Source organism: Stenotrophomonas sp. RG-453, assembly GCF_033843685.1.
In the GTDB taxonomy this organism is placed as follows: Bacteria; Pseudomonadota; Gammaproteobacteria; order Xanthomonadales; family Xanthomonadaceae; genus Stenotrophomonas; species Stenotrophomonas bentonitica_A.
Map to the genome: position 1 here is coordinate 70,638 of NZ_JAMYED010000009.1, position 25,213 is coordinate 95,850.

The following is a 25,213-nucleotide window of genomic DNA, read 5'->3' on the forward strand; positions in this document are numbered from 1 at the left end:
ATGTTCAGAACCAGTCTTCACTACGTTGTTTTCCTGCTTGGCCTTGTCGCGGTGTGCTGGATCGGGGCCGGTTATGCCAGCACCAATCCGGTCGGTTTCGCTGTCGCCGCGCTGATCGCCGTGTGCTACCTCGCCGGTGGCCTCGAGCTGTACCGCTACCGGCAGGCGACCGCCTCGCTCGCCGCGGCCAGTGCCAGTGCCGGCGCGGCCGGCTCCGGCCTGACCACCTGGCTGAGCCAGCTGCACCCCAGCCTGCGCAATGCGGTACGCCTGCGCGTGGAAGGCGAACGCGTCGCCCTGCCCGGCCCGGTCCTGACCCCCTATCTGGTCGGGCTGCTGGTGCTGCTGGGGATGCTCGGCACCCTGCTCGGCATGATGGCCACCCTGCGTGGCACCGGCCTGGCCCTGGAAAGCGCGACCGACCTGCAGGCCATCCGCGGCTCGCTGGGCGCGCCGGTGGAAGGCCTGGCGGTCGCCTTCGGCACCTCGATCGCCGGTGTCGCCACCTCCGCGATGCTCGGCCTGCTCTCGGCGCTGTGCCGGCGTGAGCGCCTGGAAGCGGTACAGCAGCTGGACGTGGAGATCGCTACCACCCTGCACACGCACTCGCAGTCCTGGCAGCGCAATGAAGCCTTCCGGCTGCTGCAGCAGCAGGCCGAACTGATGCCGGCGCTGGTGGATCGGCTGCAGGCCATGACCACGGCGATCGAACAGCAGAGCAGCGCCTCGGGCGAGCAACTGCTGGCCAACCAGCAGCGTTTCCATGCCAAGGCCGACGAGGAATACGCCCGCCTGACCTCCGCGATCAAGGAGTCACTCAAGGACAGTGTCGCCGAGAGCGCACGTGCCGTCGGTGCCGCCCTGCAGCCGGTGATGGACACCACCCTGGCCGGCATCGCCCGCGCCAACGCCGCCATGCACGAAACGGTGACCGATGCGGTGCAGCGCCAGCTGACCGGCCTGACCGACGGCTTCGACGCCAGCCGTGTCGCCACCGCCGCGTCCTGGCAGGCCGCGCTGGACAGCCAGCAGCAGACCAATGCTGCATTGACCGCCGACCTGCGCGCCGCGCTGGACGGATTCGCCGCACAGCACGACCAACGCGCGCTCGGCCTGCTCGAGGCCGTCTCCACGAAGCTGGTCAGCACGGCTGACGGTTGGCAGGCTGCCCAGTCCGAGCAGCAGCAGATCAATACCGCCATGGCGACCGAGCTGCGCAGTGCGCTGGCCCGCTTCGCCGAGCAGCATGGCGAGCGCTCCAGCGCCCTGCTTGAGGCGGTCTCGGCCGAACTCAACGCGACGGCCACCCGTTGGCAGGATGCACAGGCCGCGCAGCAGCAGACCCATGCCGCCCTTGCGGATGACCTGCGCAGCGCGCTTGGCAGCTTCACCGAAACGCACCAGGCCCGGGCCACCGGCCTGATCGATTCGGTCGGCAGCCGCATGGAGGCCACCACCGCGCAGATCGCCGAGGCCTGGCAGCAGGCGCTGGCCCGCCAGGATGCCGCCGCGACCGCGCTGAGCGAGCGGCATCAGCAGGCCCTGGATGCCGCTTCCGCCACACTGCAGGCGCAGGCGGTCTCGCTTGGCGAGGCGATGCAGCACTCGCATGCCCAGCTGCAGGACGCCCTGGAAGCACGCGATCAGCAGCGCCTGCGCGCCTGGACCGATGCCTTCACCGGCATGAGCGCCAGCCTCGGCGAGCGCTGGGAACAGACCGGCGCCAGCGTGGCCAGCCGCCAGCAGGAGATCTGCGACACCCTGGCACGCACCGCCAATGACATCACCCAGCAGGCCCAGGCGCACGCCAGCGAGACGATCAGCGAAATCTCGCGGCTGGTGCAGGCCGCCTCGGAAGCGCCCAAGGCCGCGGCCGATGTCGTCGCCGAACTGCGCGGCAAACTCTCCGACAGCCTGGTCCGCGACACCGCCACGCTGGAAGAACGCAGCCGCCTGCTGGCCACCGTGGAGACCCTGCTGGATGCGGTCAACCACGCGGCCAACGAACAACGCGTCGCCGTTGATGCACTGGTCTCCACCTCGGCCGAACTGCTCGAGCGCGTTGGCACCCGTTTCACCGACCACATCGAAGCGGAGACCGGCAAGCTCGGCAACGTGGCTGCGCAGGTCACCGGCAGCGCCGTGGAAGTGGCGAGCCTGGCCGACGCGCTCGGCAGCGCCGTGCAGTCCTTCGGCACCGCCAGCGACGGCCTCAACGAGCGCCTGGCCCAGATCGGCGCTTCGCTGGATGGTTCGCTGGCCCGCAGTGACGAGCAGCTGGCCTACTACGTCGCCCAGGCGCGTGAGGTGATCGACCTCAGCGTGCTGTCCCAGAAGCAGATCATCGATGAGCTGCAGCAGCTGGCCGGCCGCCGCGGCAGCAAGGCCGGGGCTGCCTCGGCATGAGCGACGAGATCGAAGTCGAGGCCGACGGAGGCGCCCCGATCTGGGCCGCCTTCGGTGACCTGATGTCGGTGCTGCTCGGTGCGTTCGTGCTGATCCTGGTCGGCGTGGTCGCGCTGCAGCTGGAGCTGACCAACCGCTTGGATGAAGAGGTCAAGCAGCGCCAGGCCGAAGTGCAGCGCCGCCAGACGCTGGAGCAGGCGCTGGCCGGCCCGCTCGCCGCCGGGCGCGTCACGCTGGTGGACGGCCGCATCGGCATCCGCGGCAACGTACTGTTCGCGTTGAACTCCGACCAGCTGCAGCCGGAGGGCCTGGAAGTGCTCAAGAGCCTGGCCGGTCCGCTGAAAGGCTACCTGGCCGCGCGCGAGGAGATCCTGATGGTCAGCGGCTTCACCGACGACCAGCAGGTGCGCGATGGCAACTGGCGCTTCGCCGACAACTGGGAGCTCTCCGCCGAGCGTGCGTTGACCGTGACCCGCACCCTGATCGCCGAGGGCGTGCCGTCGGACGCGGTGTTTGCCGCGGCGTTCGGTTCCGAGCAGCCGGTGAGCTCCAACGCCAACGAAGACGGCCGTGCCAAGAACCGTCGCGTGGAAATTGCCCCGATCCCGAAACCCAGGGCGAGCAAGGCCGCGGATGCCCCGTAACGCCGTCGCAACCGCTGAGATTCTCCAGCGTTGGCGAGCGGACAAGCTCGACCAGCTCGACCGCACGCGCTTTGCCGTGATCGAGGCCCTGCATGCCCGCACGCAGGCGCACGACGGTGAGGTGCGGGCACTGCTGCAGGCGAAGCTGGATGCGATGGTGACCAGCTACGCCGAGCGGATTACCGAGGCGCCCGCCGCGGCGCAGCCTGGGCAGGGCCCGTCACCCGGGCGCATCGGTCTGCAGGCGCTGGTCACGGAATTGACCGGCCAGCACAACCCGGCCTACCCCGAGCTGCCGGTGCTGGCCGACGTTCGTGCGGGCTGGGCCACGCTTCGAAACGCCAGCCAGTTGAAAGAATCGCTGGCCCAGGTGCCGACCAACGGCGGCCCGCTGAATTCCGGCGTCCTCGTCCATCGGGCCCTGACGCTGATGAAAGAAACCTCGCCCGGCTATCTGACGCATTTCATGGCGTACCTGGATGCGCTGTCGGGCATGGAGCACCTGCATCAGTGGGGCGTGCTGGTGGCGACGCCGAAAGTGGTGCCGCGGGGGGCGAAGCCGCGGCGGCCGCGTGCGGGAAAGGGAGCGGGCTGATCCAGGCGTTCCATCTGCGTGCCTTGATGGCCGCACGACATTGCCCCGAGCAACGCTGAGCCGAGGTCGCGCCAGCAAGGTATTGCCCGCTTTGAACAAACCTGCCTGCGCGTTCGCCAGCCATCCCGCTCAGCAACGATGCCGCGACGCTCGGCGCATTGGATGCTGAAGATGCCAGGAGAGCCGGCTCTAACTGAATACGACAGGCCCGGAACTGGCCTCCTCAGGCCTCTTGCCCCGGCCAAAGTCGGGTGATAGCTTTGTAATTACAGCGTAATTATGAAGAGGCGGCAGATGGCTCGAGACTGGAACACGCTAGCGGATCGCCGCCAGGCAAGGCTGCAGCGGGCCGCCGATGCCGGGCTCGGGCGCTTGCTGCCCCATGCCGAGGTTCCCCGCCTGCTGCACACCGTGCTCGAACCGGGCGACCGGGTCTGCCTGGAAGGCAACAACCAGAAACAGGCCGATTTCCTGGCCGAGTGCCTGGCCCAGCTCGATCCGGCGCAGGTGCACGGCCTGCACTTGGTCCAGTCCGTGCTGTCCCTGCCCTCGCATCTGGATGTGTTCGAGCGGGGCATCGCCCAGCGCCTGGACTTCTCCTTCTCCGGCCCGCAGAGCGGCCGGCTGGCCAATCTGGTTGCCGAGGGACGGATCGAGATCGGGGCGATCCACACCTATCTGGAACTGTTCGGCCGCTACTTCATCGATCTCACCCCACAGGTCGCCCTGGTCGCCGCGCAGGCCGCCGACCGCCACGGCAATCTCTATACCGGCCCCAACACGGAAGACACCCCCGTGATCGTGGAGGCCACCGCGTTCCGTGGCGGCATCGTCATCGCCCAGGTGAACGAAATCGTCAATACCCTCCCCCGCGTCGACATCCCGGCCGATTGGGTCAACTTCGTTACCGAGGCGCCGCGCCCGAACTACATCGAGCCGCTGTTCACCCGTGATCCGGCGCAGATCTCCGAGATCCAGGTGCTGATGGCGATGATGGCCATCAAGGGCATCTATGCCGAGTACGGCGTGCAGCGACTCAACCACGGCATCGGCTTTGACACCGCTGCGATCGAGCTGCTGCTGCCCACCTACGCCGAGTCACTGGGCCTGAAGGGCAGGATCGGCACGCACTGGGCGCTCAATCCGCATCCGGCACTGATCCCGGCGATCGAGTCCGGCTTCGTGCAGTCCGTGCATTCGTTCGGCTCCGAGCTGGGCATGGAACGCTATATCCAGGCGCGCTCGGATGTGTTCTTCACCGGCAGTGACGGCAGCATGCGCTCGAACCGCGCGTTCTCGCAGACCGCCGGCCTGTATGCCTGCGACATGTTCATCGGCTCAACGCTGCAGATCGACCTGCAGGGCAACAGTTCCACCGCCACCCGCGACCGCATCGCCGGTTTCGGCGGCGCGCCCAACATGGGCTCGGATGCACGCGGTCGCCGCCATGCCAGCCCGGCCTGGCTCAAGGCCGGCCAGGAAGCGGCGCTGCCGGGGCAGATGCCGCGCGGGCGCAAGCTGGTCGTGCAGATGGTGGAAACCTTCCGCGAGCACATGGCGCCGGCCTTCGTCGAACGCCTGGACGCCTGGGAGCTGGCCGAGCGCGCGAAGATGCCGCTGCCGCCGGTGATGATCTACGGCGACGACGTCACCCACGTACTGACCGAAGAAGGCATCGCGAATCTGCTGCTGTGCCGCAGCCCGGAGGAACGCGAGCAGGCGATCCGCGGCGTGGCCGGCTACACGGCAGTCGGCCTGGGCCGTGACCGCGTGATGGTCGAGAACCTGCGCGACCGCGGCATCATCCGCCGGCCTGAAGACCTGGGCATCCGCACCCGCGATGCCAGCCGCGACCTGCTCGCCGCGCGCTCGGTCAAGGATCTCGTGCGCTGGTCCGGCGGGTTGTACAACCCGCCCAAACGCTTCCGCAACTGGTAAGGGGCACGCCATGGAAACCCTGCGTTATCGCTTCCCCGGGCAGCACGATCTCACCGAGCGCGACCATCACGCGCTGGTCGGCGTGGTCGCCTCGGGCAACCTTGAAGTGCTGATCGAACCTACCCCGCTGGATGGCGCGATGGAGATCGAGGTGATCACCTCGGCCACCGGCTTCGACACGATCTGGCAGGCGGTGCTGGCCGATTTCGCCGCGCGGCATCCGCTGCGCAACGTGCGCCTGTCGATCAACGATGCCGGTGCCACGCCGGCGGTGGTCAGCCTGCGACTGCAGCAGGCACTGGAAACCCTGCAGGAAGGAGACGCTTCGTGAGCAGTCACAGTTTCTACGAAGCAGACGCCCGCGAGCGGATCGCCGGCCTGCTCGATGCAGGCAGCTTCAGCGAATTCGTCGGCCCGGCCCGCCGCATCATCAGCCCGCACCTGGCGCAGCTGGATCAGCCGGGTGCATTCGATGACGGCATCGTGGTCGGCGCCGGCAGCCTGAGCGGTCGTCCTGTCCTGATCGCGGCGCAGCAAGGCCAGTTCATGGGCGGTGGCGTCGGCGAAGTACACGGCGCCAAGCTCACCGGGCTGCTGGAGCGTGCCGTCGCGGTACGTCCGGATGCGGTGCTGCTGTTGCTCGACAGTGGCGGCGTCCGCCTGCATGAGGCCAACGCCGGCCTGGTGGCCATCTCCGAGATCATGCGTGCGGTGCTGGCCACGCGTGCCGCCGGGATCCCCGTGTTTGCACTGATCGGCAGCGGCAACGGCGCCTTCGGTGGGATGGGCATCGTCGCCCGCTGCTGCACGGCGGTGGTGATGTCCGAAGAAGGCCGGCTCTCGCTGTCCGGCCCGGAAGTGATCGAGACCGTGCGTGGCGTGGAGGAGTTCGACTCGCGCGACCGCGCCCTGGTCTGGCGCGTCACCGGCGGCAAGCACCGCTACCTGATCGGTGATGCCGTGCAGCTGGTGCCGGACCGCATCGACGCCTTTGGTCAGGCGGCACTGTCACTGATCGACACCCACACCGAGGCCGACGACCCGTTGCAGGCCCTTGAGCAGGCGCAGACGCGGCTAGATGCACGTATCAACGCCTACGGGGGCTGCCGCGATGGCCTGGAGGTCTGGCGCCTGCAGGGCATCGCCGATGCCGACCAACTGCCGCTGCTGGAAACCGCTGACTTCCTGGAAGCGGCCAGGAACCGGAGCCTGCCATGGAACTGACCCCCCTGCTCGACGCACTGTTCCCGCGGGGTCACGCAGTCACCCGCAACGACGATGTGCTGGGCGGCACCGCCACCACTGCAGTGGGCGAGGTCACCGTGATCGGTACCGCGAACAAGCTGGAGGTCGGCGTCGACCACGCACTGGCGTTGGCTGCCACCGTGCTCGCCAGTACCCGCGCGCATCCGCAGCGGCCGATCGTGATGCTGGTTGATACCGCCGGCCAGCGCCTGGCACGCCGCGATGAAATGCTCGGCATCAACAGCTACTTCGCACACCTGGCCGGCACTCTGGATCTGGCCCGCCGCCGTGGCGCGCCGCTGGTGAGTCTGGTCTATGGCGAATCGGTCAGCGGCGGCTTCCTCTCGTTCGGGCTCATGGCCGACCGCATCTACGCCCTGCCCGAAGCGCAGGTGCGCGTGATGGATCTGCGCGCGATGGCGCGCGTCACCAAACAGCCGCTTGAGAAACTGCAGGCACTGAGCCAAAGCTCGCCGGTATTCGCGCCGGGCGTTGAAAATTACGTGCGCATGGGTGCGGTGGAGGCCGTCTGGGAGGGCGATCTTGCACAGGCGCTGGTCGAAGCGCTGCAGGCGCCGGTCACCGGCGATCAGCGCAGGGAACGCGGAACGGCGCGTGGCGGTCGCCTGCTCGCCCGCGACGTCGCTGCCGCCGTGGCCGCAGGCGAGGTCTGAGCCATGCGCCGTCACGACCTGGTCTGGCTCGATCCGCAGGCACCGTGGCAGGTTCTCAGTGCGGGCGCCGAGACGCGGCTGCGGGCATGGGCACAGGCGCGACTGCCCTTCGTGGTGGCGCGGCGCGACCCCACCAGCGACGAACACCAGCTGCGGTTGGGCGTTCCCCTGCCATTGGCCGAGCACCGCCAGCGGTTGTCGCTGCGGGTTGATCCGTCCGCCGTCCTGCGCAGCGCGCCACCGCCGCTGCTGACCGAGGTCGCGACGGATATCGGCGCGGGATGGCGCGACCGGCTGCACGGCCTTGCCACCGAAACGGCCACCTTACCGGTAGCACCGCGCGTGTTCGGCAGCGCGGCGTGGCAGCACCTGACCGGCCTGGGCTACCTGCATGACGGCTCGGATCTTGACCTGCTCTGGGACGTCACCGGCACCGGGCAGGCCGAGACGATCGTCGCCGTGCTGCAGCACTGCGAGCGGCGATCGCCCACGCGGCTGGACGGCGAACTGCGCTTCCCGGGTGACCGTGCGGTCAACTGGCGCGAGTACGCCAGCGGCGCCGCGCGACTGATGGTCAAAGGCAACGATGCATGCTCGCTGGTGCCGCGCGAGGCGCTCACCGCTTGGCAGGTCGCCGCATGAACGCCGTTCGGCTGCCCTTGCCGGCCACCGCTGCGCCCCGCTCTGCCGATGCGCGTCGTCTCGGCCGCCTGGCCATCGCCAGTCTGCACGCCGAGCTTGCCTGCGCGCCCAAACCCGGCCTGGTCACGCCGTTCAGTCGCGGCAGTCACACCGACATGGATGCGGGCACCTTCCTGCGCAGCCTGTTCGCGCTGCGCGGTTACTTCGTCGCAATCGCGCACGCGGGCCGCAGCGAAGTGCCGTTCGCCTCGTTGCGTACGCTCGGCATCGCCGCCGAAGCCGCGATGCTGCGCGCCACCGGCGGTATCAATACGCATCGCGGGGCGATCTTCAGCCTGGGCCTGCTGGTCGCACAGTCCGCCCGCCTTCGCGCCAGCGGCGAAGGCGCACCGTCGGGCGAGGCGGTATGTCGCGGTGTCGCCCAGTGGCGGTCGGCGCTGCTGGAGGCCCCGTTGAATCCGCACAGCCCCGGCCAACGCGCCCGCCGGCGGCACGCCGTGCCGGGTGTCCGCGAACAGGCGGCCGCAGGGTACCCGCTGCTGCACGCGCTGGCCCTGCCGACCCTGCAACGCGTGCTGGATGCCACCCAGGATGCCGAAGCGGCGCAGGTGGAAACCCTGATGACGCTGATCGCCCACACGGTCGATCTCAATCTCCTGCACCGCGGGGGTGAGGCCGGGCTGGCGTTCGCCCAGCACCAGGCGCGCGGCTTCCTCGCGGCAGGCGGTGTCCAGCAGGCCGATTGGCCCGAACGTGTCGCCGCCATCGGTGACGCATTCGAGCAGCGACGGCTCAGCCCCGGCGGCAGCGCCGATCTGCTGGCCTGCACGTGGTTCCTGCACCTGCAGGCGCACGCATGAGCCTGGTCCTGCTCTGCCCGGGCCAGGGTGGCCAACACCCGGGGATGTTCGCGCGCGTTGGCGAGGACGCCCGTGCCCAGCCCATCCTCGCGCAGGCCAGTGCGATGCTGGGCACGCCGGTGGAGGCACTTGCCGCAGACGAACACCGCTTCCACAACGCGCTCGCCCAGCCGCTCGTCTGCGCCGCGGCGCTGGCGCACTGGGCCGCGTTACGCGACCGATTGCCCACCATAACGGCGGTGGCCGGTTACAGCGCCGGTGAGTTGGCCGCGCATGCCATCGCCGGTAGTTTCGACAGCACTGCATGCCTGCACCTGGCTGCCCGCCGCGCCGCGCTGATGGACGCCGCCTCGCCGGCCGACGCCGGCCTGATCGCGGTGATCGGCCTGGCGGCCGACGAGATCGCCCTGCTGTGCGCCGAGCACGCGGTCCATCTCGCCATCGTCAACGGCCCGGACCACGTGGTGCTGGGCGGCCTGCGCAGCGCGCTGGAGGCCGCCGCCGCCGCGGCCGTCCGGCACGGTGCACGCACGGTGTCATTGCCGGTGGATGTTCCCGCACATACCCCGCTGCTCGCGCCAGCAGCGCAGGCGTTCGAAGCGGTCCTGGGTAAGACCGCACTGCAGCCGCCCCGGCTGCGCCTGCTCGCCGGCATCGACGGGAGCAGCGTCGTCGATGTCGCACGTGTGGTGCACACGCTGGCCGCGCAGATCGCCCGGACGGTGCAGTGGCAGCAGGTGCTGGCGCAGGCGGTGGAGCGCGGCGGAAAAGTATTTCTGGAGCTGGGCCCCGGCTCGGCGCTGAGCCGGCGGGTACGCGAGCTGCATCCGCAGCTGCAGGCCCGCTCGGTAGAGGATTTCCGCACGCTGGAGGGCGTGCGCGAATGGGTGGACGCCGCATGCGCACGCGCATGAGGGGCCACGCAAAGGTGTAACACCAGCAGTCCCCGGGTGGCGGGTCGCCATCATGCTGCACGCGTATCAAGTGTCTCGGGAGGGCGCATGAGTCCGCAAATCGCAACGATCATCGGCTTGGTGATCATGTTCATCGTGGCCACGGCCCTGCCCATCAACATGGGTGCCGTGGCATTCGCGCTGGCCTTCATCATCGGCGGCCTGTTCGTCGGGATGGAGGGCAAGGAAGTGTTGGCCGGCTTCCCGGGCGACCTGTTCCTGACCCTGGTCGGCATCACCTACCTGTTCGCCATCGCGCAGAAGAACGGCACCATCGATCTGCTCGTGCACTGGGCGGTCAAGGCGGTGCGTGGGCACATCGTCGCCATACCGTGGGTGATGTTCGTGGTCACCGCCGTGCTGACCGCCTTCGGCGCGCTCGGCCCGGCCGCGGTGGCCATCATCGGCCCGGTCGCGCTGCGCTTTGCCAAGCAGTACAAGATAAACCCGCTGATGATGGGCCTGCTGGTGATCCACGGCGCGCAGGCCGGTGGCTTCTCGCCGATCAGCGTGTATGGCGGCATCACCAACCAAGTGGTGCAGAAGGCCGGCCTGGAAGTCACGGAAATGGCGGTGTTCCTGACCAGCTTGGGCTTCAACCTGCTGATGGGCATCATCTGCTTCTTCGCCTTTGGCGGGTTGGCCCTGATGCGTCGCGCACCAACGGCGACCGAACCGCTGGTCGCCGGCAGCCAGGCCTCTTCGCGCCAGTTTGCGATCGAAGGTCACGGCGCCCTGGTCTCGGCCGGCGGTGGCACGCTCTCCAATGATCCCGATGCGCTGGATGACGTGCGCATCAACCGCGAGCGCGTGTTCACCCTGATCGGCCTGCTCGGGCTCGGCATCGCGGCCCTGGTCTACAACCTCAACGTCGGCCTGGTCTCGATCACCGTCGCGGTGGTGCTTGCCCTGCTCTCGCCGAACTCGCAGAAGGGCGCGGTGGATGGCATCAGCTGGTCGACCGTGCTGCTGATCAGCGGCGTGGTGACCTACGTGGCCGTGCTGCAGCAGGCCGGCGCGGTGGACTACATCGGCCATGGCGTGGGTGCGATCGGCATTCCGCTGCTGGGCGCGCTGCTGGTCTGCTATGTCGGTGGCATCGTCTCAGCGTTCGCCTCTTCTGCGGCGGTGCTGGGTGCGACGATCCCGCTGGCGGTGCCGTTCCTGATGCAGGGGCATCTGAGCGCGGCCGGTGTGATCTGCGCGCTGGCGATCTCCTCCACCGTGGTGGACGTCAGCCCGTTCTCGACCAATGGCGCGCTGGTGGTTGCCTCGGCGGCGAAGGAAGAGCGCGAAGCCCTGTTCCGCCGCTTCCTGGTCTACAGCGGCCTGGTGGTGGCGTTCGGTCCGCTGCTGGCATGGCTGCTGTTCGTCGTGCCGGGCTGGATGTAAGCACACGGCGGGCCTGCACCGGCAGGCCCGCCGTGACCCGGTAGAATGCTGCACACCTGTCCATGAAGCCCTGCCATGCCCCTGGCCCCTGGTCCCCGCCTGTCGAAGAAACGCGTGCCGCTTTATGAAGAAGTGGCCGAGCGGCTGCGCCAGAAGATCTACGACTACGAACTGCCACCGGGCGAATGGATCGACGAGCCGCTGCTCGCCGAAGAACTGGGCATCAGCCGCACCCCGCTGCGCGAGAGCCTGAAACTGCTGGCCGCTGAGGGCCTGGTGCAGCTCGATGCGGGCCGCGGCAGCCGGGTCACCCGGCTGACCCTGGAAGACCTCAACCAGCTGTTCCCGGTGATGGCCATGCTGGAAGGCCGCTGCGTGCATGAAGCGGTCAAGCGCATCGATGAAGCGGGCGTGGTCCAGCTGCAGGCGCTGCACGATGCCATGGAAGTCGCTGCAGCCGCGGGCGATCTGGCCGAGTACTACCGCAACAATTATCTGATCCACGAAAGTCTGCAGACCCATGCCGGCAACCCGTGGCTGATCCGCGTCACCCACGACCTGCACCGCATCCTGAAGATGCATCGCGGCCGGCAGTTGCTCACGCCGGGCCGCATGGCCCAGTCACTAGCCGAGCATCGCGCCCTGATGGCCTGCATCCGCAACCGCGATGCCGAAGCCGCCGAGCAGATGATGAACCGCCATCTGCTCAGTCAAGGCGAAGCACTGGCGGCCTATGTGGCCGCCGGTGGCCAGCTGAACGTGCCTGCGCCGCTGCCTCGCCAGGGCGGGATCTGAGCGCTCAGGCCAGCTCCACCGTCAGCCGCGTCAATGATTGCCCCAGCAGGTGAAGCCGGATCTGGTCCAGGCTGGTGAAGTAGCACGCCGTATCGGCGCCGGCCAAGCGGTAGATGCCGCGCTTGCCGCCCAACAGAACGAATTTTTCCTGGTCCACCAGGTACTGGGCGACCGGCGGCACACCCTGTGCCTTGAGCGCATCGATATCGATGGGTTCAAGGGCGTCCAGATCATGTAGTGCTGTGGTCATGGGAAAAGAAACTTCGCGACGGGAATGCCAGCTTAGGTGGCGCACACGCAGCAACGCGTGGAACGATCGTGAGGACGGTGCGAGTGTCCAAGGTGATGCAGGCAGCTGACCGATCGCATCGTCGCCAGCTGCGCGATGCACGTTGATGAGCTTCGACTGCCATGCCGATCGAGCCAATCGCCGTGAAGGGCGCGTGGAGGCCTGCGAGACGCACTGCGCAGACCGAGCGCCTCGTGCCGGATACGACATCCCATCGTCGGAAACGCACATTGAGCGCCTCCTGGTGTCGTGCAAGGCTGGATTCGTGGCTGCGCGCACCAGCTTCCACAGCACCGTCGGCGCCTTGCCGGTGCCGTTCTTGTGCGTGGATCGGGTGCGAGCGTACTTACATGAAAAACATCGCGGGTAAACGTCGGGTCGCGTTGCAGGCCAGCCTGCTGGCGACCATCCTCCTCGCCGCCGGGGCGCTGCTGCTTACGCTGTTCCCCGCCCACTCGGATCGGCAGCCGCCCTTCGTGCTGGCCGCCGGCCCGCAGTTGGGCGGCCCGTACGGGCTGGGCGGGCCTTCCTCGCTGGGCGGGGCACGCGCCTACGTGGAGGCGGTGGAGGCGCTCTCGGGCATCAAGATCCAGGTGGCCGGGGCCACCACCTTCAGCGACGCACTCGGCCTGCTTGCGCAGCAGGAGGTGGACGGGCTGGCGTTCGCGCTGCCGGGCACTACGGCACTGTTGCCCACGGCCACGGTGATTTCACCGGTCTTCTATGCCGGCGACTCGGTCCTGCTCACCCGCAGCAGCTCCCCCGTGCGGGCCCTGTCCGCCCTGGAGGGCAAGCGTGTCACCGTGATCGGCAACGGGGAGTACCACGGCTATCTGGCTGCTCACCACCCCGCGATCGAGGTGTTTCCACTGCCTGCCGCGGCAGACATGGTGGCCGCGGTGGACAGCGGCACCGTGGACGCGGCGCTGGGCATGGACGCCATCCTGATTCCACTCGCACGCCGGGGCAACAGCACCACGCTGGCGGTGCATCCGGCCAGCGATGGCCCCTCCGTGCGAATCCGGGTCGCCTCCCATCCTGCGCGCGCCGCCGAGATGGACCGGGCCCATCAGGCGTTCCGCTCGTTGCCGCTGGACACCCAGCAGGATCTGGTCGGCCGGTGGATGGATGCCCTGTATCGCTCGCCTCCCACTCTCCGTGCCGTCCTCTCTTTCTATCGCACACCGATCATCGTGCTGGTGCTGTCCATCCTTGGTGCGGCCTTCGTGATCATCCAGGCCTACCGCAATGCGCGGGCGACCGCGGCGCTGCAGGCCAGCACGGCGCGCATGTTGACCCTGGTCAATCACGAAGTGCGCAATGGCGTGGCCTCGGTCATTTCCGCCATCGACCTGATTGAATCCACCGTCCCCACCCCGGCCGCCGCGCCCGTGATCGCATCCGCCCGCGCGGCCACCTCTTCGCTGCACCACACCCTGGCCAATGCGCTGGAATTCATGTTCCTGGATCGCCACAGCCATGCACCCGTGGAGTGGCAGCCCGGCGCGGCCACCGTACTGGCCGGCTGCCTGAGCGCATCCCGGCCGGTGGCCGCGGCCAAGGGCACCGCCCTGCTGTTCGATCTCGACCAGCCGGTGCTGGAGCACGCGAGCTGCGACACCCGCGCCCTGCGCCACATCGCCAGCAATCTGATTTCCAACGCCGTGAAGTTCTGCGATGCCGGCACCGTGTCGGTGCGCCTGAGATTCGAGGCAGGCGTGGGCGAGCGCGGCCGGATGGTGCTGCGTGTGAGTGATACCGGCGAAGGCATCAGCGCCGAAGATCTGAACGACATCTTCGGCGCCTTCAGCACCACCCGTGACGGCCGGCAGCGCGGCGGGACCGGGCTGGGGCTGTCCCTGTGTCGCCGCATCGCCACGGCGCAGGGCGGGCAGATCACCGTGCGCAGCCAACCAGGCGTGGGGTCCACCTTCACCGCCACCCTGCCCGCGCAGCGGCGCACGGAGCCGGCGCCGGCCCTGCCCGGACACCTGTCCGACCACAACGACCGGCCCGCGCGCGCCCTGGTCATCGAAGACCAGCCACTGATCGCCGACGTCATCAGCCACCGGCTGCGCGAGCGCGGGTTCGAGGTGCGCTGCGCCACCAGTCGCCATGAGGCACTGCAGCAACTGGCGCAGGCCGGCCCCTTCGACCTGATCACCCTGGACGATGCACTGCCGGATGCCAGCGGCCTGGAAACAATCGAGGCGATCCGCGCCCTGGAGCGGACGCGCGCGTGGCTGGGCGCCCGAGTGGTCTCGATCTCGGCATCACCCGACGTCACCCGTCCACCCCGCTACCGGGCCGCGGGCATCGCAGCGACGTTGTGCAAGCCCATCGACTGGCCTGCGTTCGATGTGGCCACGCACTGCACGGCCATGAATCCGGCCAGGGCCCTGCGGCCGGCGGCGGCGACGCCGTTGGATGTGCTGGCGGTGTATCGCACGCAGATCCCCCGGGATATTGCCGCACTGCGCGAGGCCATCGTGGCCCACGAATGGCGGCGGGCGCTGGCGATGAGCCACCGCATCCGCGGGGCGGCCTCGATGGTCGGGGATGCGGCCACGCTGGTCACGCTGGACCAGATCGACGGCTGCCTGAAGCACCATGCCATCAACGGCGACCCGGGCGCAGCGGACCTGGACGAGATGGACCGCCTGCTGGCGCAGATGGACCCAGGCACCTGAGCCCACGGCGGCGTGGCACCTGCCCGCCCGGGGCCGCAAGGCACGACACAAAAAGAAACTCCCCGGTCCGCAATGACGGACCGGGGAGCGCTGGTGTTTCCCTGCAATCGGCCGGGAGGATTACCAGCCGATGCCCACACCCACGCCCATGCTGCGATCACCGCTGTTGGTGAACGCCCCGTTGAGGCTGAAGGTGGCTGAGCCCTTTTCGTTGAGCACGCGCTGGTAGCCGACCGCCAGTGCCGACTCGCCCTCGGCGTAGCCCACGCCCGCACCGAGGCGGTTGTAGGTGGCCAGGCCAGCGGTGTTCATCGCCATGGCCGTCTGCGCGCTGCTCATCGCGGCCATGCGGTTGAAGCGCTTGTCCATCTTGTCCAGGCGCTGCTCCACGCCCTTGATGGCACCATCGGTGTACTCATTGGCGCGCGCGAGCATCTTCTCGAGCTCGGCGGTGTCCACCTGCGGGGTCGGTGCGGGCGCGTCATCCTTCTTGGACTTGGGCTGCGGCGTGGGCGACGACGACGGCGCACTGCCGCTGTCGGCCACGGCCTTGTCACCCTCGTTGGCCACCGGCGGAGTGGCCGCGGCCGATTCGCTGCTGGTCGGGGTGGGCGTTGGCGCGCCCGCATCGGCCGATGCAGTCGCCATCGCACGGGCCTGCGGCGGACCGTCAACACGCTGCTCCAGCCCGTCCATGCGGCCGTTGAGCTGCTGCTGCACCGCATGCAACTGGCCACCGTTGACCGCCTCGCGGCTGCCGGCGGCAATCAGGCCGTTGGCCACGTTGGAGATGACCATGCCGTTGGCGCCCGCCAGGGTGAGCTGGGCGGCACCATCGCTGCGGGTGGAGGGGGTTTCCTGGAAGACCGAGCGGAGCTGGGTTTCGACGCGGTCCATGCGGGAGCCGGTGGTGACTACGGCGGCGTCGAGGGTGGTGAGAGCGTCGCTGACGGTGCTCTGATGCTGGCCCTGGACGTTGAAGCCGGGGGTGGTGACGTTGCCGTTGGCGTCGATGTTGCCGCCGAGGGCGGACAGGGCGCCGCGGAGCTGGCCGATGGTCGCTGCGTCGTTGGTGTTGCGGCCGTTGGCTACGTTCGCAATCCGGCGTTTCAACAAGTCATTGCCTAAAGAAACGGTGTCTGCATCATTGGCAATAGATTGATAGCCGATGGCTACCGAATTCCTCGCAGTGGAACGAACCTCGCTTTCTGCACCGAGAGCAATGCCGCCTCTAGCAGCGACTTGGCTCCTGCCCCCCACAGCGAAGCCATCTTCCGCGCGCTCGTGAACGTAGGAGGCCCGACCCAAAGCCACAGAATTCCTAGCTTTGGCTGTCGCAAACGCACCAACTGCCGTCGCACCTTCGCTTGTCAATGATGCTTCCGCACCATCACCAACTGCCAACCCGAAAGCTCCAGAGAAGGCCCCCTGCCCGACCCCCGTATCACCAACTGCTAGATAGCGTCCTTTCCGTTCGACGTCATTAATCCTGGAGTTCGTTGCAAACAGCTGCCCGCCGTTCACAGCATCTGTGCTCGCTGCAGAACTGATATCTGCCGCCGCCACGCCGGTTATCTGAGCTCCGGCAAAATCAATCAGTCCCTGGAACCATTCATTGGCAATCCCGCGCCCGCCCCCCATCAATTGGTCTATATTGATCTTATTGCGATCTATTTCCTGCTTGGCTGCATACAGCTGGCTACCAGTCACCGCATCGCGACTACCGGCAGCAATACGCCCATCGGCCAGATTCGACAGAACCATGCCTTGCGCACCTGCCAGATTCAGCTGACCAACTCCATCCACCCCGGTCGAGGGTGATTGTTGGAACGTCGCACGCAGCTGACCTTCGAGGCCATCTACGCGACTGTCTGACCTGACCACTGCACCATCGAGTGCAGCCAGCGCGTCTCCCACATTGTCCTGCTTGCCACCTTGCACGCTATAGATGGGCCCAACGACGTTCCCAAGAGCATCCACTCCTGCACTACCCCCGAAACCGGCAAGAGTTTCGTTGAGCTGTGCGATTGTGGAGACGTCACCCTCTGCGATACCTCGACTTACATTCACCAGTCGGCGCTGGTACAGACTCGTCCCAAAGGAGACGGTGTCAGACTCCCTTGCAATTGATCCAGCCCCCACGGCGACGGACCTGGCCGCACGTGCTTCAACCCTACTATTCGCGCCAACCGCCGTTGTTTCAACTGCCGCTGCGCGCGAACCGGCACCGAGCGCGAAAGAACTCTCCGCCCCCTTCTCCACAAGTGCCCCTCTGCCGAGGGCTACAGAGTTCTTGCCACTCGCATTGGCATATGCCCCTACCGCGGTTCCTCCCTCATGTTCAACGCTTGCCTGCGCCGAATCACCGATGGCCACACCAAAGGCGCCTGACCTAGCGGCTTCGCTGAGGCTGTCGCTCCCAATACTCAGGAACATTCCGGCGCTCTCGATCGCATTGACGCGCTCATTGGTCGCAAACAACTGCCCACCATTCACAGCATCCGTACTGGCCGCAGAACTGATATCCCCCGCTGCCACCCCCGATACGCGCGCACCTTCCATGTCCACCAGGTGACGATCAGCACTGAACTTGACCACGCCATCCAGATCCGGATCGAAGTTATCGAAGTCCGCACGCAGCGCATCCAGCTCGACCCGGTTGTCGGTGATACGCCCGTCCTGATCCGTCAGCTGCTGCGCGTGCCCAGCCAAAGCCTGTCGCTGTGTCTCCACCGTGGCATTGGTCGCAAACAGCTGCTGCCCGGTCACCGCATCGGTGCTGCCCGTACTCAGCGTGCCGTTGGCGATGTTGTAGATGCGCCGCTTGCCACCGCTCTTGTTGGCGACATCCACAATCGTGCCGTTGTTCTCTGCCCCCAGGCGGACATTACCACTGGCAGACACCTGACCCACCAGTCCGCCCAAGGCATCAGCCTTCAGCACAGCGCCATCGGCTACGCCACGGGCAGCGTCGGCCGCCGTCTTCGCCGCGGTTGCCGCCGTGCGCACGCTGGTCACTTCGCTATTGGTGGCATTGAGCTGCTGCCCGGTCACTGCATCCGTGCTGGACGTACTGAGCACGCCATTGGCCAGATTCTGCAGCTTGCGTTTGGCGCCGGTCTTGTTGGCCACGTCGACGACGGTGCCGGTGTTGTCTGCACCCAGGCGCACGTTGCCGCCTGCCGATACCTGCCCCACCAGGCCATCCAACACCGCCACGCGCGCCTGCGCACCGTCCGCGGTCGCCTTCACAGCAGCCACGCTGGTGTTGGTGGCATGCAGCTGCCTGCCGGTCACCGCTTCACTGCTGGACGTACTCAAGGCGGCATCCGCCACGTTGACCACTTTGCGCTTCAACGAGCCATTGCCCACCGAGACCTGATTGGTCCCAGTCGTGGCTGAGCCATTGCCGAGCGCAACAGCGCCCGCGTGTGCCGCATTGGCACGATCACCAAGGGCCAACGCGCTCTGTGCCGTGGCACTGGCCTGATTGCCCACTGCCGAGGCATACAGGCTGCTGGCTAGGGCGCCGCGCCCGACCGCCGTGGCCTGGTTGGCCGATGCGTTGCTCTGGAAGCCCATAGCGGTGGCGTGCGTGCCTTTACCAGACGCCTCATGGCCGACGGCAACGCCTCGATCACCCGTTGCGACGGCATCCAATCCAAGCGCCACCGCACCGTTGCCACTGCGGGTGCCAGCACCGATGGACACACCCGCGTTGCCACTGATCTTGTTGCCCGCGTCATCCACTGTCGCGCGAGCGTCTGCGCCCATGGCGACGCTCTTGCCGTTGTAGGCTTTGGCGTTGTTACCCAGCGCCGTACTGATGCCGTAGCTGGCCTGCTCCGCGACAGCTCCCGCGCCAAGGGCCACTGCGCTGGCGTTCAGCCGTGTAGCCGTCGCGTCGGCTGCTGCCTGCGCCTCGCTGACATTGGCGTTGGTTGCATTGAGCTGCTTGCCCGTCACCGCCTCGGTGCTGGTTGAGCTCAGTGCCCCATCCTTCAGGCCAGTGATGCTGCGCACCGCATTGGACTTGTTGCGGGCATCCAGCACCGTGCCGGTGTTCTCACCGCCCAGCCGTACATTGCCGCTCGCAGATGCCTGGCTGACGAGCCCGCTTACGGCATTGGCTTTGGCCAGTGCCGTGTTGGCGTTGGTGTTGGCCGTGTTGGCCGTGGACTGCGCTGCCGTGGCAGTTGTCTTCGCCGCGTCAGCCGTGGTCTGGGCCTTGGTTACATTGGAATTGGTGGCAAACAGCTGTTGTCCGGTAACCGCATCGGTACTGCTGGCGCTCAGCGCTCCGTTACGGATTCCATTGAGGTAGCGCGTTGCATTGTTCTTGTTGGCGAAGCTGACAGTGGTGCCGGTATTGTCACCGCCCACACGTACGCTGCCACTGGCCGATGCCTGGGTGACCACACGCGAATTGGCCAAGGCCTGATCTGCAGTGGACTTGGCGGTGGTAGCGGTAGTGTTGGCCGTATTGGCTGTTCGCTGCGCGCCGGCGGCGGCGTCCGCGGCCGTCTTGATATCATTTTTTGCCGTCTGCAGCTGTCGGCCGTTTACCGCGTCAGTACTGGTACCGTTGATGTTGCCATCGGCCACATGGACGATTCGGCGCTTCGTAGTGTCGTTGCCGACAGATACGGTATTGGCCTGACTGGCAACCGAGCCTCTCCCCAAGGACACCGAGCCACTCTGTGTGGTTCTTGCGCCATAGCCGATTGCAACGCTGTCGTGACTTGCATTGGCGTCTCCCCCCAGCGCAATGGCGCCGGTCCAGCCGCTGGAGCCGGCGTAAGCATCCCCACCTATTGCGATCCTGGAGATGCCAGCGCCGTTATTGGTTCGTGCTCCACTGCCGACGGCAACGGAATTGGTTGTATAGGCCTCTGCATGGTTGCCAAACACAGTGGTTCCCACGCCATCAGCAATGGCATTGGTACCCACGGCTGTAGCGTATCCGCCATTTGTCACTTTGACCCGGTAACCCACCGCCACAACGTTGTTGCCGGTGGCGCTGATCAGGTTTCCGTACGCAACCCCGCCAGTGCCATTCAATGAGGAGCGTGAGCCAAGCATCAGCAGCTGGTCGCCACTCACGGTGGAGTTTCCATAGGATGGATCGGTGACGATTGCTGCCTGGTAGACCGGCGTGGCAGAGAGCGGCGAAACCCCTGCCGCGCGCGCGCCCTGGAACGCCTGCAGCAGCAGACTGGATTGGAGAGCCTGTTCGAGGACTGGATTGCGGCTGACGGCATCTTCCTCATCCACCTTGTCCGACGAAGCCCGCGCAAGAGGTGGGGCCAGCATGAGAACTGCAGCCAACGCAGTACCAGTGCACTGGCACCGCTTCCCGCGGCTGTTCGCGAGTTCACTGACCACCACCCAACACTGGCGTGCAGTAGACCAAAGACGACGGTAAATCCTGTTCATGAAAACTCCTTAACAAGGGAAACGAAGAAGTGCCGTCGCGGCGGGACTGCGCCACGACGGCCTGAGGGGTTCAGGGAGCCAGTGCCTGCACATGCTCGCGATAGCCGTCGCGCGTCAGGCGGTAACGCATCTGCAGCGTGTGTCCCGGTTGCACCGGGAACGGGAGTTCCAGTGCACTGCCCGGATACAGGCTTCGCGAAACGTCGTACGCGGTGCAGCGCGCGCCATCGCAGTCGGCGATGCTGGTAATGCCTACGCGAACCGTGCCGGTGTTGCGCAGGTGGTTGCCTTCCACCTGCACCGCCATGGCCGGCTGTGCGGGCAGCACATTGACCAGTGCGCCCCAGACCAGGCTGACGCCGATGTTGGCCTGTGCGCGCTCGCCCTCGCCTGGGCGTTCGATCCCTTCAGGGCCACGCACACCTTCAAAGTACACGCGGTAGGCGGTTTCCTTCTCGACCGGCTGCAGCGGAATCACCCGGATCAGGCGATTGCCGCCACCTGCCAGCGCGAACTTACCGGGGGTGATGGCGATGGCCGCTTCGCCGGGCTCGACCTCGACCTCCTGCTCATCCGCGCTGGCTGGATTGACGATGCGCTTGATCGAGGCCTGCACGTACTGCGGCTGGGTGGACTGCGAATAGATGCGGATCTGCGCACCCTTCTTTACGTCCACCGACGTGCGCATGGGGTGCACGGTGAGATTGGCGTGGGCAGGCATCGCCATCAGCAGCGACAAGGGAAGCAGGCAGCGAATGAAAGGCTTCATCGGGGGCTCCATGGGAATCAGGGCGTGACAGTGGGAACGCGCAGTTCCACCTTGAGGTCGCCGTCGTAGTAGCCGGGGCGTTTGCTGCTGACCGGCACGCGAGGGGTGTCCAGCGTCAATGGCGTGGGCACGCAGAACACAGGCTGCGTCATGCCGGGCAACAGCACCAAGCGCAGCTTTGCGGTATCGATGCCGTGCAGCAGCTGCTCCACGCCGTTGCGCAGCGGTATGGCGCTGCCGTTGTGATCGAGGGTGACGGTGTAGTCCACGCGCTGCGTGGCGTCGCTGCCGCCGTCGGTATGCCAGACCGAGTAGCCGGAAGGCCCCGGAGGACGCGGCCCGCTGTCGCGCACGGTGACGCCCAGGTACTGGCTTTGCGAGCCCAGACCGTCATACAGGCACATGTCGAGTTGGGTTCGGCCGCCAATGGTCTGTGCGAGCGGGTCGTACTGCAGGTTCAAGCCGACGTGCGGGGTGACCTGGTCGAACAGCGGGAAGTAGATGGAGACCGCGTTGTAGTCGGTGATGGTGAAGTCGAAGGAGATGACATTGGTCAGCACCGTTCCTTGTGCTGGATCGACTTTGAGATCGAGCTGGAGCTCACCGTGCCACTGACCCGCTACCAGTCTCCTGAGTTCCTCTTGTGGAAGTACAAGCCTTACTCCGGTACCTAGCGGCTCATCAACATTGCATTGGTCCCAAGCTGCTGAGTACAGCGGGTATACGTGCTGGGTCCAGAAATCGCCAGTGCATGCACGACCCGACACGATCCGTCGCAACCAACCGTTCAATCTCACTTCTGTTGGAAGACCGGATCGTTGTTCGACCATCCTGAGTACGATTTCCGACGATCCGAACAGCACATCCTCATCGCCAGAGGTTCTGCAGCTGCCTTGCGAAGGATCCACACTGGATCGGCAGGTCAGATGTATCTGGCCAAGCTTGCGCGACACGTCACGACTGAAGCCCAGAACGGTCCTGTCTGGCCAAATCTCCAGATCACCAGGCATGGACAATCGATCCCACGCAAGCGTCACCTGCTGAACTATCGGACTGGGATCTGTCTCCGGCGGCTGCTGCGCCATCGCCCGCGGCGCCAACACCACCAGCGCACACAGCACCGCCATCACCCACCACACCCGGCGGCTCACTGCGCACCTCCTGCGGCCGCGGTCTGCGGCGTCGCGGCAATCAACGCCTGCTCCTGCAGCAGTCGCGTCACCCGTGCCTGATGCCGGATATCAGCAGGTAACTGGGCCACGGCCAGCGGTTCGCACTGCACGGCGCCCACCAGCATCACCACGCTACGGCGCTCGCGCACCTGCAGCGGGCAGTGCAGCAGCCTGTCGTCCTGCAGCAGGTACAGGGTCTTTTCGCGTCGTGGGAAGTCGGCCACGAAGCCTCCGTTGCTGCCGGTGCCGGGCACCGGCGCGTTGAGAATGCGGGCGCCGCGCAGCGGTGCTCCGGCGATGTCGTGGGCGTTGCCGATGAAGGTGTAAGTCACTTCAATGGGCACCGGCATGCGCACCAGCCGCCCGGGCGAGAGGAACAGCGGGCGCGCACCGCCTACACCGCTCACGCGCACGGCCGCGATGCTGTCCAGCGCGCTGGCGTCCTGCACTTCGGCGCGGTGCGATTGGTAGGCGGAAACCGGCAGCAGGCGGCGTTCGCCCAGCTTCAGCCGCTGCCGGCGCAGCCCGCCTACCTGCAGTTCGGCGGCCACGCCGGTCAGGTCCAGGTCGTCGCTGCCGTCCACCTGCACCGCCAGCCCGGCATCGGCACCGATGCCCGCGCCCCAATAGAGCCCACGCGCGCCAAACGCCAGGCCGGAGTTGTGCGTGGCGCTATACGCTATTTCACCGCCGCTGCGGTCCTGGTAGCGCGACAGCGTGACCCCGGTCTGGCCAATGCGGTTCTGCAGCTGGCCACTGAGCGTGGCGCTGTAACGCTCGTTGTTGTTGCCACGCAGCTCGGCCGCCACCTCGCGGTACTGGTCCTCGTAGTCCTGGCGCAGGGTCTGCCCGGCGCTGTAGTTGATCTCCGGCCGCGCGTGCTGGGGCTGGCGCACATCCACGCCGTAGCGCCGCTGCGAGGTGCCGCGGTCGCCGCGCTGCAGGCGGTTGAGGCTGACGTTGAAGTAGACGCCGCGGTCGCGCCCATCGCGCAGGCCGCCTCCGCTGGTCTGCTGCCACACGCCGATACGACTGGACACACTGAACTCGCCCCAGCGCTGGCTGCGGCTGTAGCTGGCCTGCCAGGTGCGGCTGAGCTGGGGCACGCGCGTGGGTTGTGGAATCCACGGCGGCAACAGCGGGTCGAGCCCGGCCAGCGGATCATCCCCCAACCCCGGCTGCACGGTGCCTGCGCGCCAGGTCTGGCGGCGCGTATAGGCCACGTAGGCGTTGCCGCCGGCCACCGGCAGCGCCATCGAGGCGCTGAGCGAGTCGGCACAGCCAAGCCGGTCGCGCGCATCGTCCTCGAACTGGCAGGCGCGGCCGCGCATGCGCTGGTGGTACACATTCCACGAGGCGCGGCGGCGGTAGGACAGCTGGTGCTGCTGGCCGCGGCTGCCATCGCTGCCGTGCATGCCGCTGAAGGTGGCGCGCACTTCCTGGGTGGCAAACACATGGCGCAGGTCCAGGCGCAGTTCGCCATAGCTGAAGCCGCCCAAGTCAGCGATGCCGGCGGTTACCGCCACGTTGCGCGACACAGGCACGCGCAGCCCGCCCATGGCCGCCATCTCGTCATCGAAACGGTCACTGCGGCGCTCGTTACGGCGGCCGCCCTGCAGGAACCACTGCACGCTGCTGTCGGTCCAGTCACCGCCCTTGTCGAACGGTGCGTCCTCGCTGCGCACCAGCACGCCGTCTTCATAGATGCGCAGGGTGATGGTGTAGTTGCCCAGCGGAAACCGGCGCGTGTCGAGCTGGTTGACGCCGGCCTGCAGGTAGAAGGTCTGCAGCAGGCGTTCGCCATCAAAGGCATCCACCCGCGCATCGCGCGCCAGCAGCACGGTGAGCGGCGTGGCCTGAACGGCCGCAGCGGAATCCACGTAGGCCTGCGTGGTGCCCACGCGCAGGCCCTGGAAGCGGTCCATCGGCAGCATGCTGAAGCTGAAGGTGCCGCCCTGCGGGCTGCTCAGGTTGCGGCGGTCCATGCGCCCGGCCTGCAGGTAGTGCTGCTGCCCCAGGTCGTGTCGGTAGTAGGCGTTGTCCAGCTGGAACGCGCGGTGCGCGCGGCCGGCCTGGTAACGCTGCTGGCTGAAGGTCCAGTCGGCGGCCAGGTGCCCGCGCTGTAATACGCCCAGGGCCCCCATGCCCTGCGCGGCCAGCGACTGGTAGCCACGGCCACCGCTGACATTGAGGGTGTGCTGGTGCAGGAAGGCATTCTCGGCATTGGCGTCGACCTGGTGGTAACGCTCGACGGCCGGCTCGCCGGCGATCCATTGGCGGGCGATGAACAGGCGCACCGCGCCCTCGCCCTCGTCATACAGCGCGCGCACGGCGGTAGGCTCCTCGGGGGGATCGATGTAACCGCAGCCGGCGCTGGCGCCGCCGTAACGGCAGGCCAGATGGCTGTTGCGCGGCAGCGGCTGCGACAGCGCTGGCAACAACGCGGTCTGTGCCTCGGCCGGCAGCTGCAATGCCTGCAGCGCCTCCGCCGGGGCCTCCAGCTGCACGTGTTCCAATGTCACGCGCACCGGCACCAGCCCGGTCGAACGACCGAACAGGCGTACCTCGAGTTGTTCGGTCTGGCCTTCGACCAGATCCTCGAAACCGGCGGGAACGCCGCGCGCCGCGACCAGGGGCGTGGCCAACGACAGGGCGAGCGCGACCGCCAGCCGGGTGACGGCGGGTGCGGGAGATTTCATGGGGGTGTTACCGG

At 67.2% G+C, this 25,213-nt stretch carries 18 protein-coding genes; 13 read left to right on the plus strand and 5 right to left on the minus strand.

Going from position 1 to position 25,213, the window contains the following annotated elements:
• The 12 genes from NJD74_RS16730 (at position 1) to NJD74_RS16785 (ending at position 12,144) form a co-directional block, all read left to right on the plus strand.
• Positions 1–2,406: a DUF802 domain-containing protein gene (locus tag NJD74_RS16730; RefSeq protein ID WP_319624619.1), complete on the plus strand. Its 2,406-nt coding sequence runs from the start codon at positions 1–3 to the stop codon at positions 2,404–2,406.
• The gene (locus NJD74_RS16735) at positions 2,403–3,050 is read left to right on the plus strand and encodes an OmpA family protein (RefSeq protein ID WP_070474014.1); all 648 of its coding nucleotides are present in this window, start codon (positions 2,403–2,405) and stop codon (positions 3,048–3,050) included. The genes NJD74_RS16730 and NJD74_RS16735 overlap by 4 nt, the downstream gene beginning before the upstream one ends.
• Complete coding sequence (locus NJD74_RS16740) at positions 3,040–3,645, plus strand: DUF2894 domain-containing protein (protein WP_070474012.1); 606 nt, start codon at positions 3,040–3,042, stop codon at positions 3,643–3,645. The genes NJD74_RS16735 and NJD74_RS16740 overlap by 11 nt, the downstream gene beginning before the upstream one ends.
• A gap of 294 nt (positions 3,646–3,939) precedes the next feature.
• Positions 3,940–5,583 carry a malonate decarboxylase subunit alpha gene (gene mdcA / locus NJD74_RS16745; RefSeq protein WP_319624620.1) on the plus strand — a complete coding sequence of 548 codons (1,644 nt, stop codon included), beginning with the start codon at positions 3,940–3,942 and terminating at the stop codon, positions 5,581–5,583.
• A 10-nt stretch (positions 5,584–5,593) separates the two neighbouring features.
• A complete protein-coding gene (mdcC, locus tag NJD74_RS16750; protein ID WP_019184583.1) occupies positions 5,594–5,914 on the plus strand; it encodes a malonate decarboxylase acyl carrier protein in 321 nt (106 codons plus the stop codon).
• Positions 5,911–6,807, plus strand: coding sequence for a biotin-independent malonate decarboxylase subunit beta (locus NJD74_RS16755; protein WP_319624621.1), 897 nt, complete (start codon positions 5,911–5,913; stop codon positions 6,805–6,807). Before mdcC ends, NJD74_RS16755 begins: the two co-directional genes overlap by 4 nt.
• Positions 6,798–7,502: a biotin-independent malonate decarboxylase subunit gamma gene (gene mdcE, locus NJD74_RS16760; RefSeq protein ID WP_102789279.1), complete on the plus strand. Its 705-nt coding sequence runs from the start codon at positions 6,798–6,800 to the stop codon at positions 7,500–7,502. The genes NJD74_RS16755 and mdcE overlap by 10 nt, the downstream gene beginning before the upstream one ends.
• A 3-nt stretch (positions 7,503–7,505) precedes the next feature.
• Complete coding sequence (mdcG, locus tag NJD74_RS16765) at positions 7,506–8,144, plus strand: malonate decarboxylase holo-[acyl-carrier-protein] synthase (protein ID WP_070474004.1); 639 nt, start codon at positions 7,506–7,508, stop codon at positions 8,142–8,144.
• Positions 8,141–9,004 (plus strand): triphosphoribosyl-dephospho-CoA synthase MdcB, encoded by an 864-nt coding sequence (gene mdcB / locus NJD74_RS16770; RefSeq protein ID WP_070474002.1) that lies wholly within the window; start codon positions 8,141–8,143, stop codon positions 9,002–9,004. The genes mdcG and mdcB overlap by 4 nt, the downstream gene beginning before the upstream one ends.
• The gene (gene mdcH, locus NJD74_RS16775) at positions 9,001–9,918 is read left to right on the plus strand and encodes a malonate decarboxylase subunit epsilon (protein WP_070474000.1); all 918 of its coding nucleotides are present in this window, start codon (positions 9,001–9,003) and stop codon (positions 9,916–9,918) included. Before mdcB ends, mdcH begins: the two co-directional genes overlap by 4 nt.
• Before the next feature lie 87 nt (positions 9,919–10,005).
• Positions 10,006–11,349, plus strand: coding sequence for an SLC13 family permease (locus NJD74_RS16780; protein WP_019184589.1), 1,344 nt, complete (start codon positions 10,006–10,008; stop codon positions 11,347–11,349).
• A 75-nt stretch (positions 11,350–11,424) separates the two neighbouring features.
• On the plus strand, positions 11,425–12,144 hold the full coding sequence (locus tag NJD74_RS16785) for a GntR family transcriptional regulator (RefSeq protein ID WP_019184590.1): 720 nt from the start codon (positions 11,425–11,427) through the stop codon (positions 12,142–12,144).
• Between the two features lie 4 nt (positions 12,145–12,148).
• Here the strand turns inward: NJD74_RS16785 and NJD74_RS16790 are convergent, their stop codons facing one another.
• Positions 12,149–12,394, minus strand: coding sequence for a hypothetical protein (locus NJD74_RS16790; protein ID WP_019184591.1), 246 nt, complete (start codon positions 12,392–12,394; stop codon positions 12,149–12,151).
• A gap of 389 nt (positions 12,395–12,783) precedes the next feature.
• Here NJD74_RS16790 and NJD74_RS16795 point away from each other — a divergent pair, with 389 nt between their 5' ends.
• Positions 12,784–15,123: an ATP-binding protein gene (locus tag NJD74_RS16795; RefSeq protein ID WP_319624622.1), complete on the plus strand. Its 2,340-nt coding sequence runs from the start codon at positions 12,784–12,786 to the stop codon at positions 15,121–15,123.
• A 120-nt stretch (positions 15,124–15,243) separates the two neighbouring features.
• Here the strand turns inward: NJD74_RS16795 and NJD74_RS16800 are convergent, their stop codons facing one another.
• The 4 genes from NJD74_RS16800 to NJD74_RS16815 form a co-directional block, all read right to left on the minus strand.
• A complete protein-coding gene (locus NJD74_RS16800) occupies positions 15,244–20,559 on the minus strand; it encodes an ESPR-type extended signal peptide-containing protein (RefSeq protein WP_319624623.1) in 5,316 nt (1,771 codons plus the stop codon).
• A gap of 70 nt (positions 20,560–20,629) precedes the next feature.
• Positions 20,630–21,328, minus strand: coding sequence for a pilus assembly protein (locus tag NJD74_RS16805; RefSeq protein WP_319624624.1), 699 nt, complete (start codon positions 21,326–21,328; stop codon positions 20,630–20,632).
• 17 nt (positions 21,329–21,345) lie between these two features.
• Positions 21,346–22,479, minus strand: a complete 1,134-nt coding sequence (locus NJD74_RS16810) for a CfaE/CblD family pilus tip adhesin (RefSeq protein ID WP_319624625.1) — start codon at positions 22,477–22,479, stop codon at positions 21,346–21,348.
• Positions 22,476–25,199, minus strand: a complete 2,724-nt coding sequence (locus tag NJD74_RS16815; RefSeq protein WP_319624626.1) for a TcfC E-set like domain-containing protein — start codon at positions 25,197–25,199, stop codon at positions 22,476–22,478. Before NJD74_RS16815 ends, NJD74_RS16810 begins: the two co-directional genes overlap by 4 nt.
• Between the last annotated feature and the right edge of the window lie 14 nt (positions 25,200–25,213).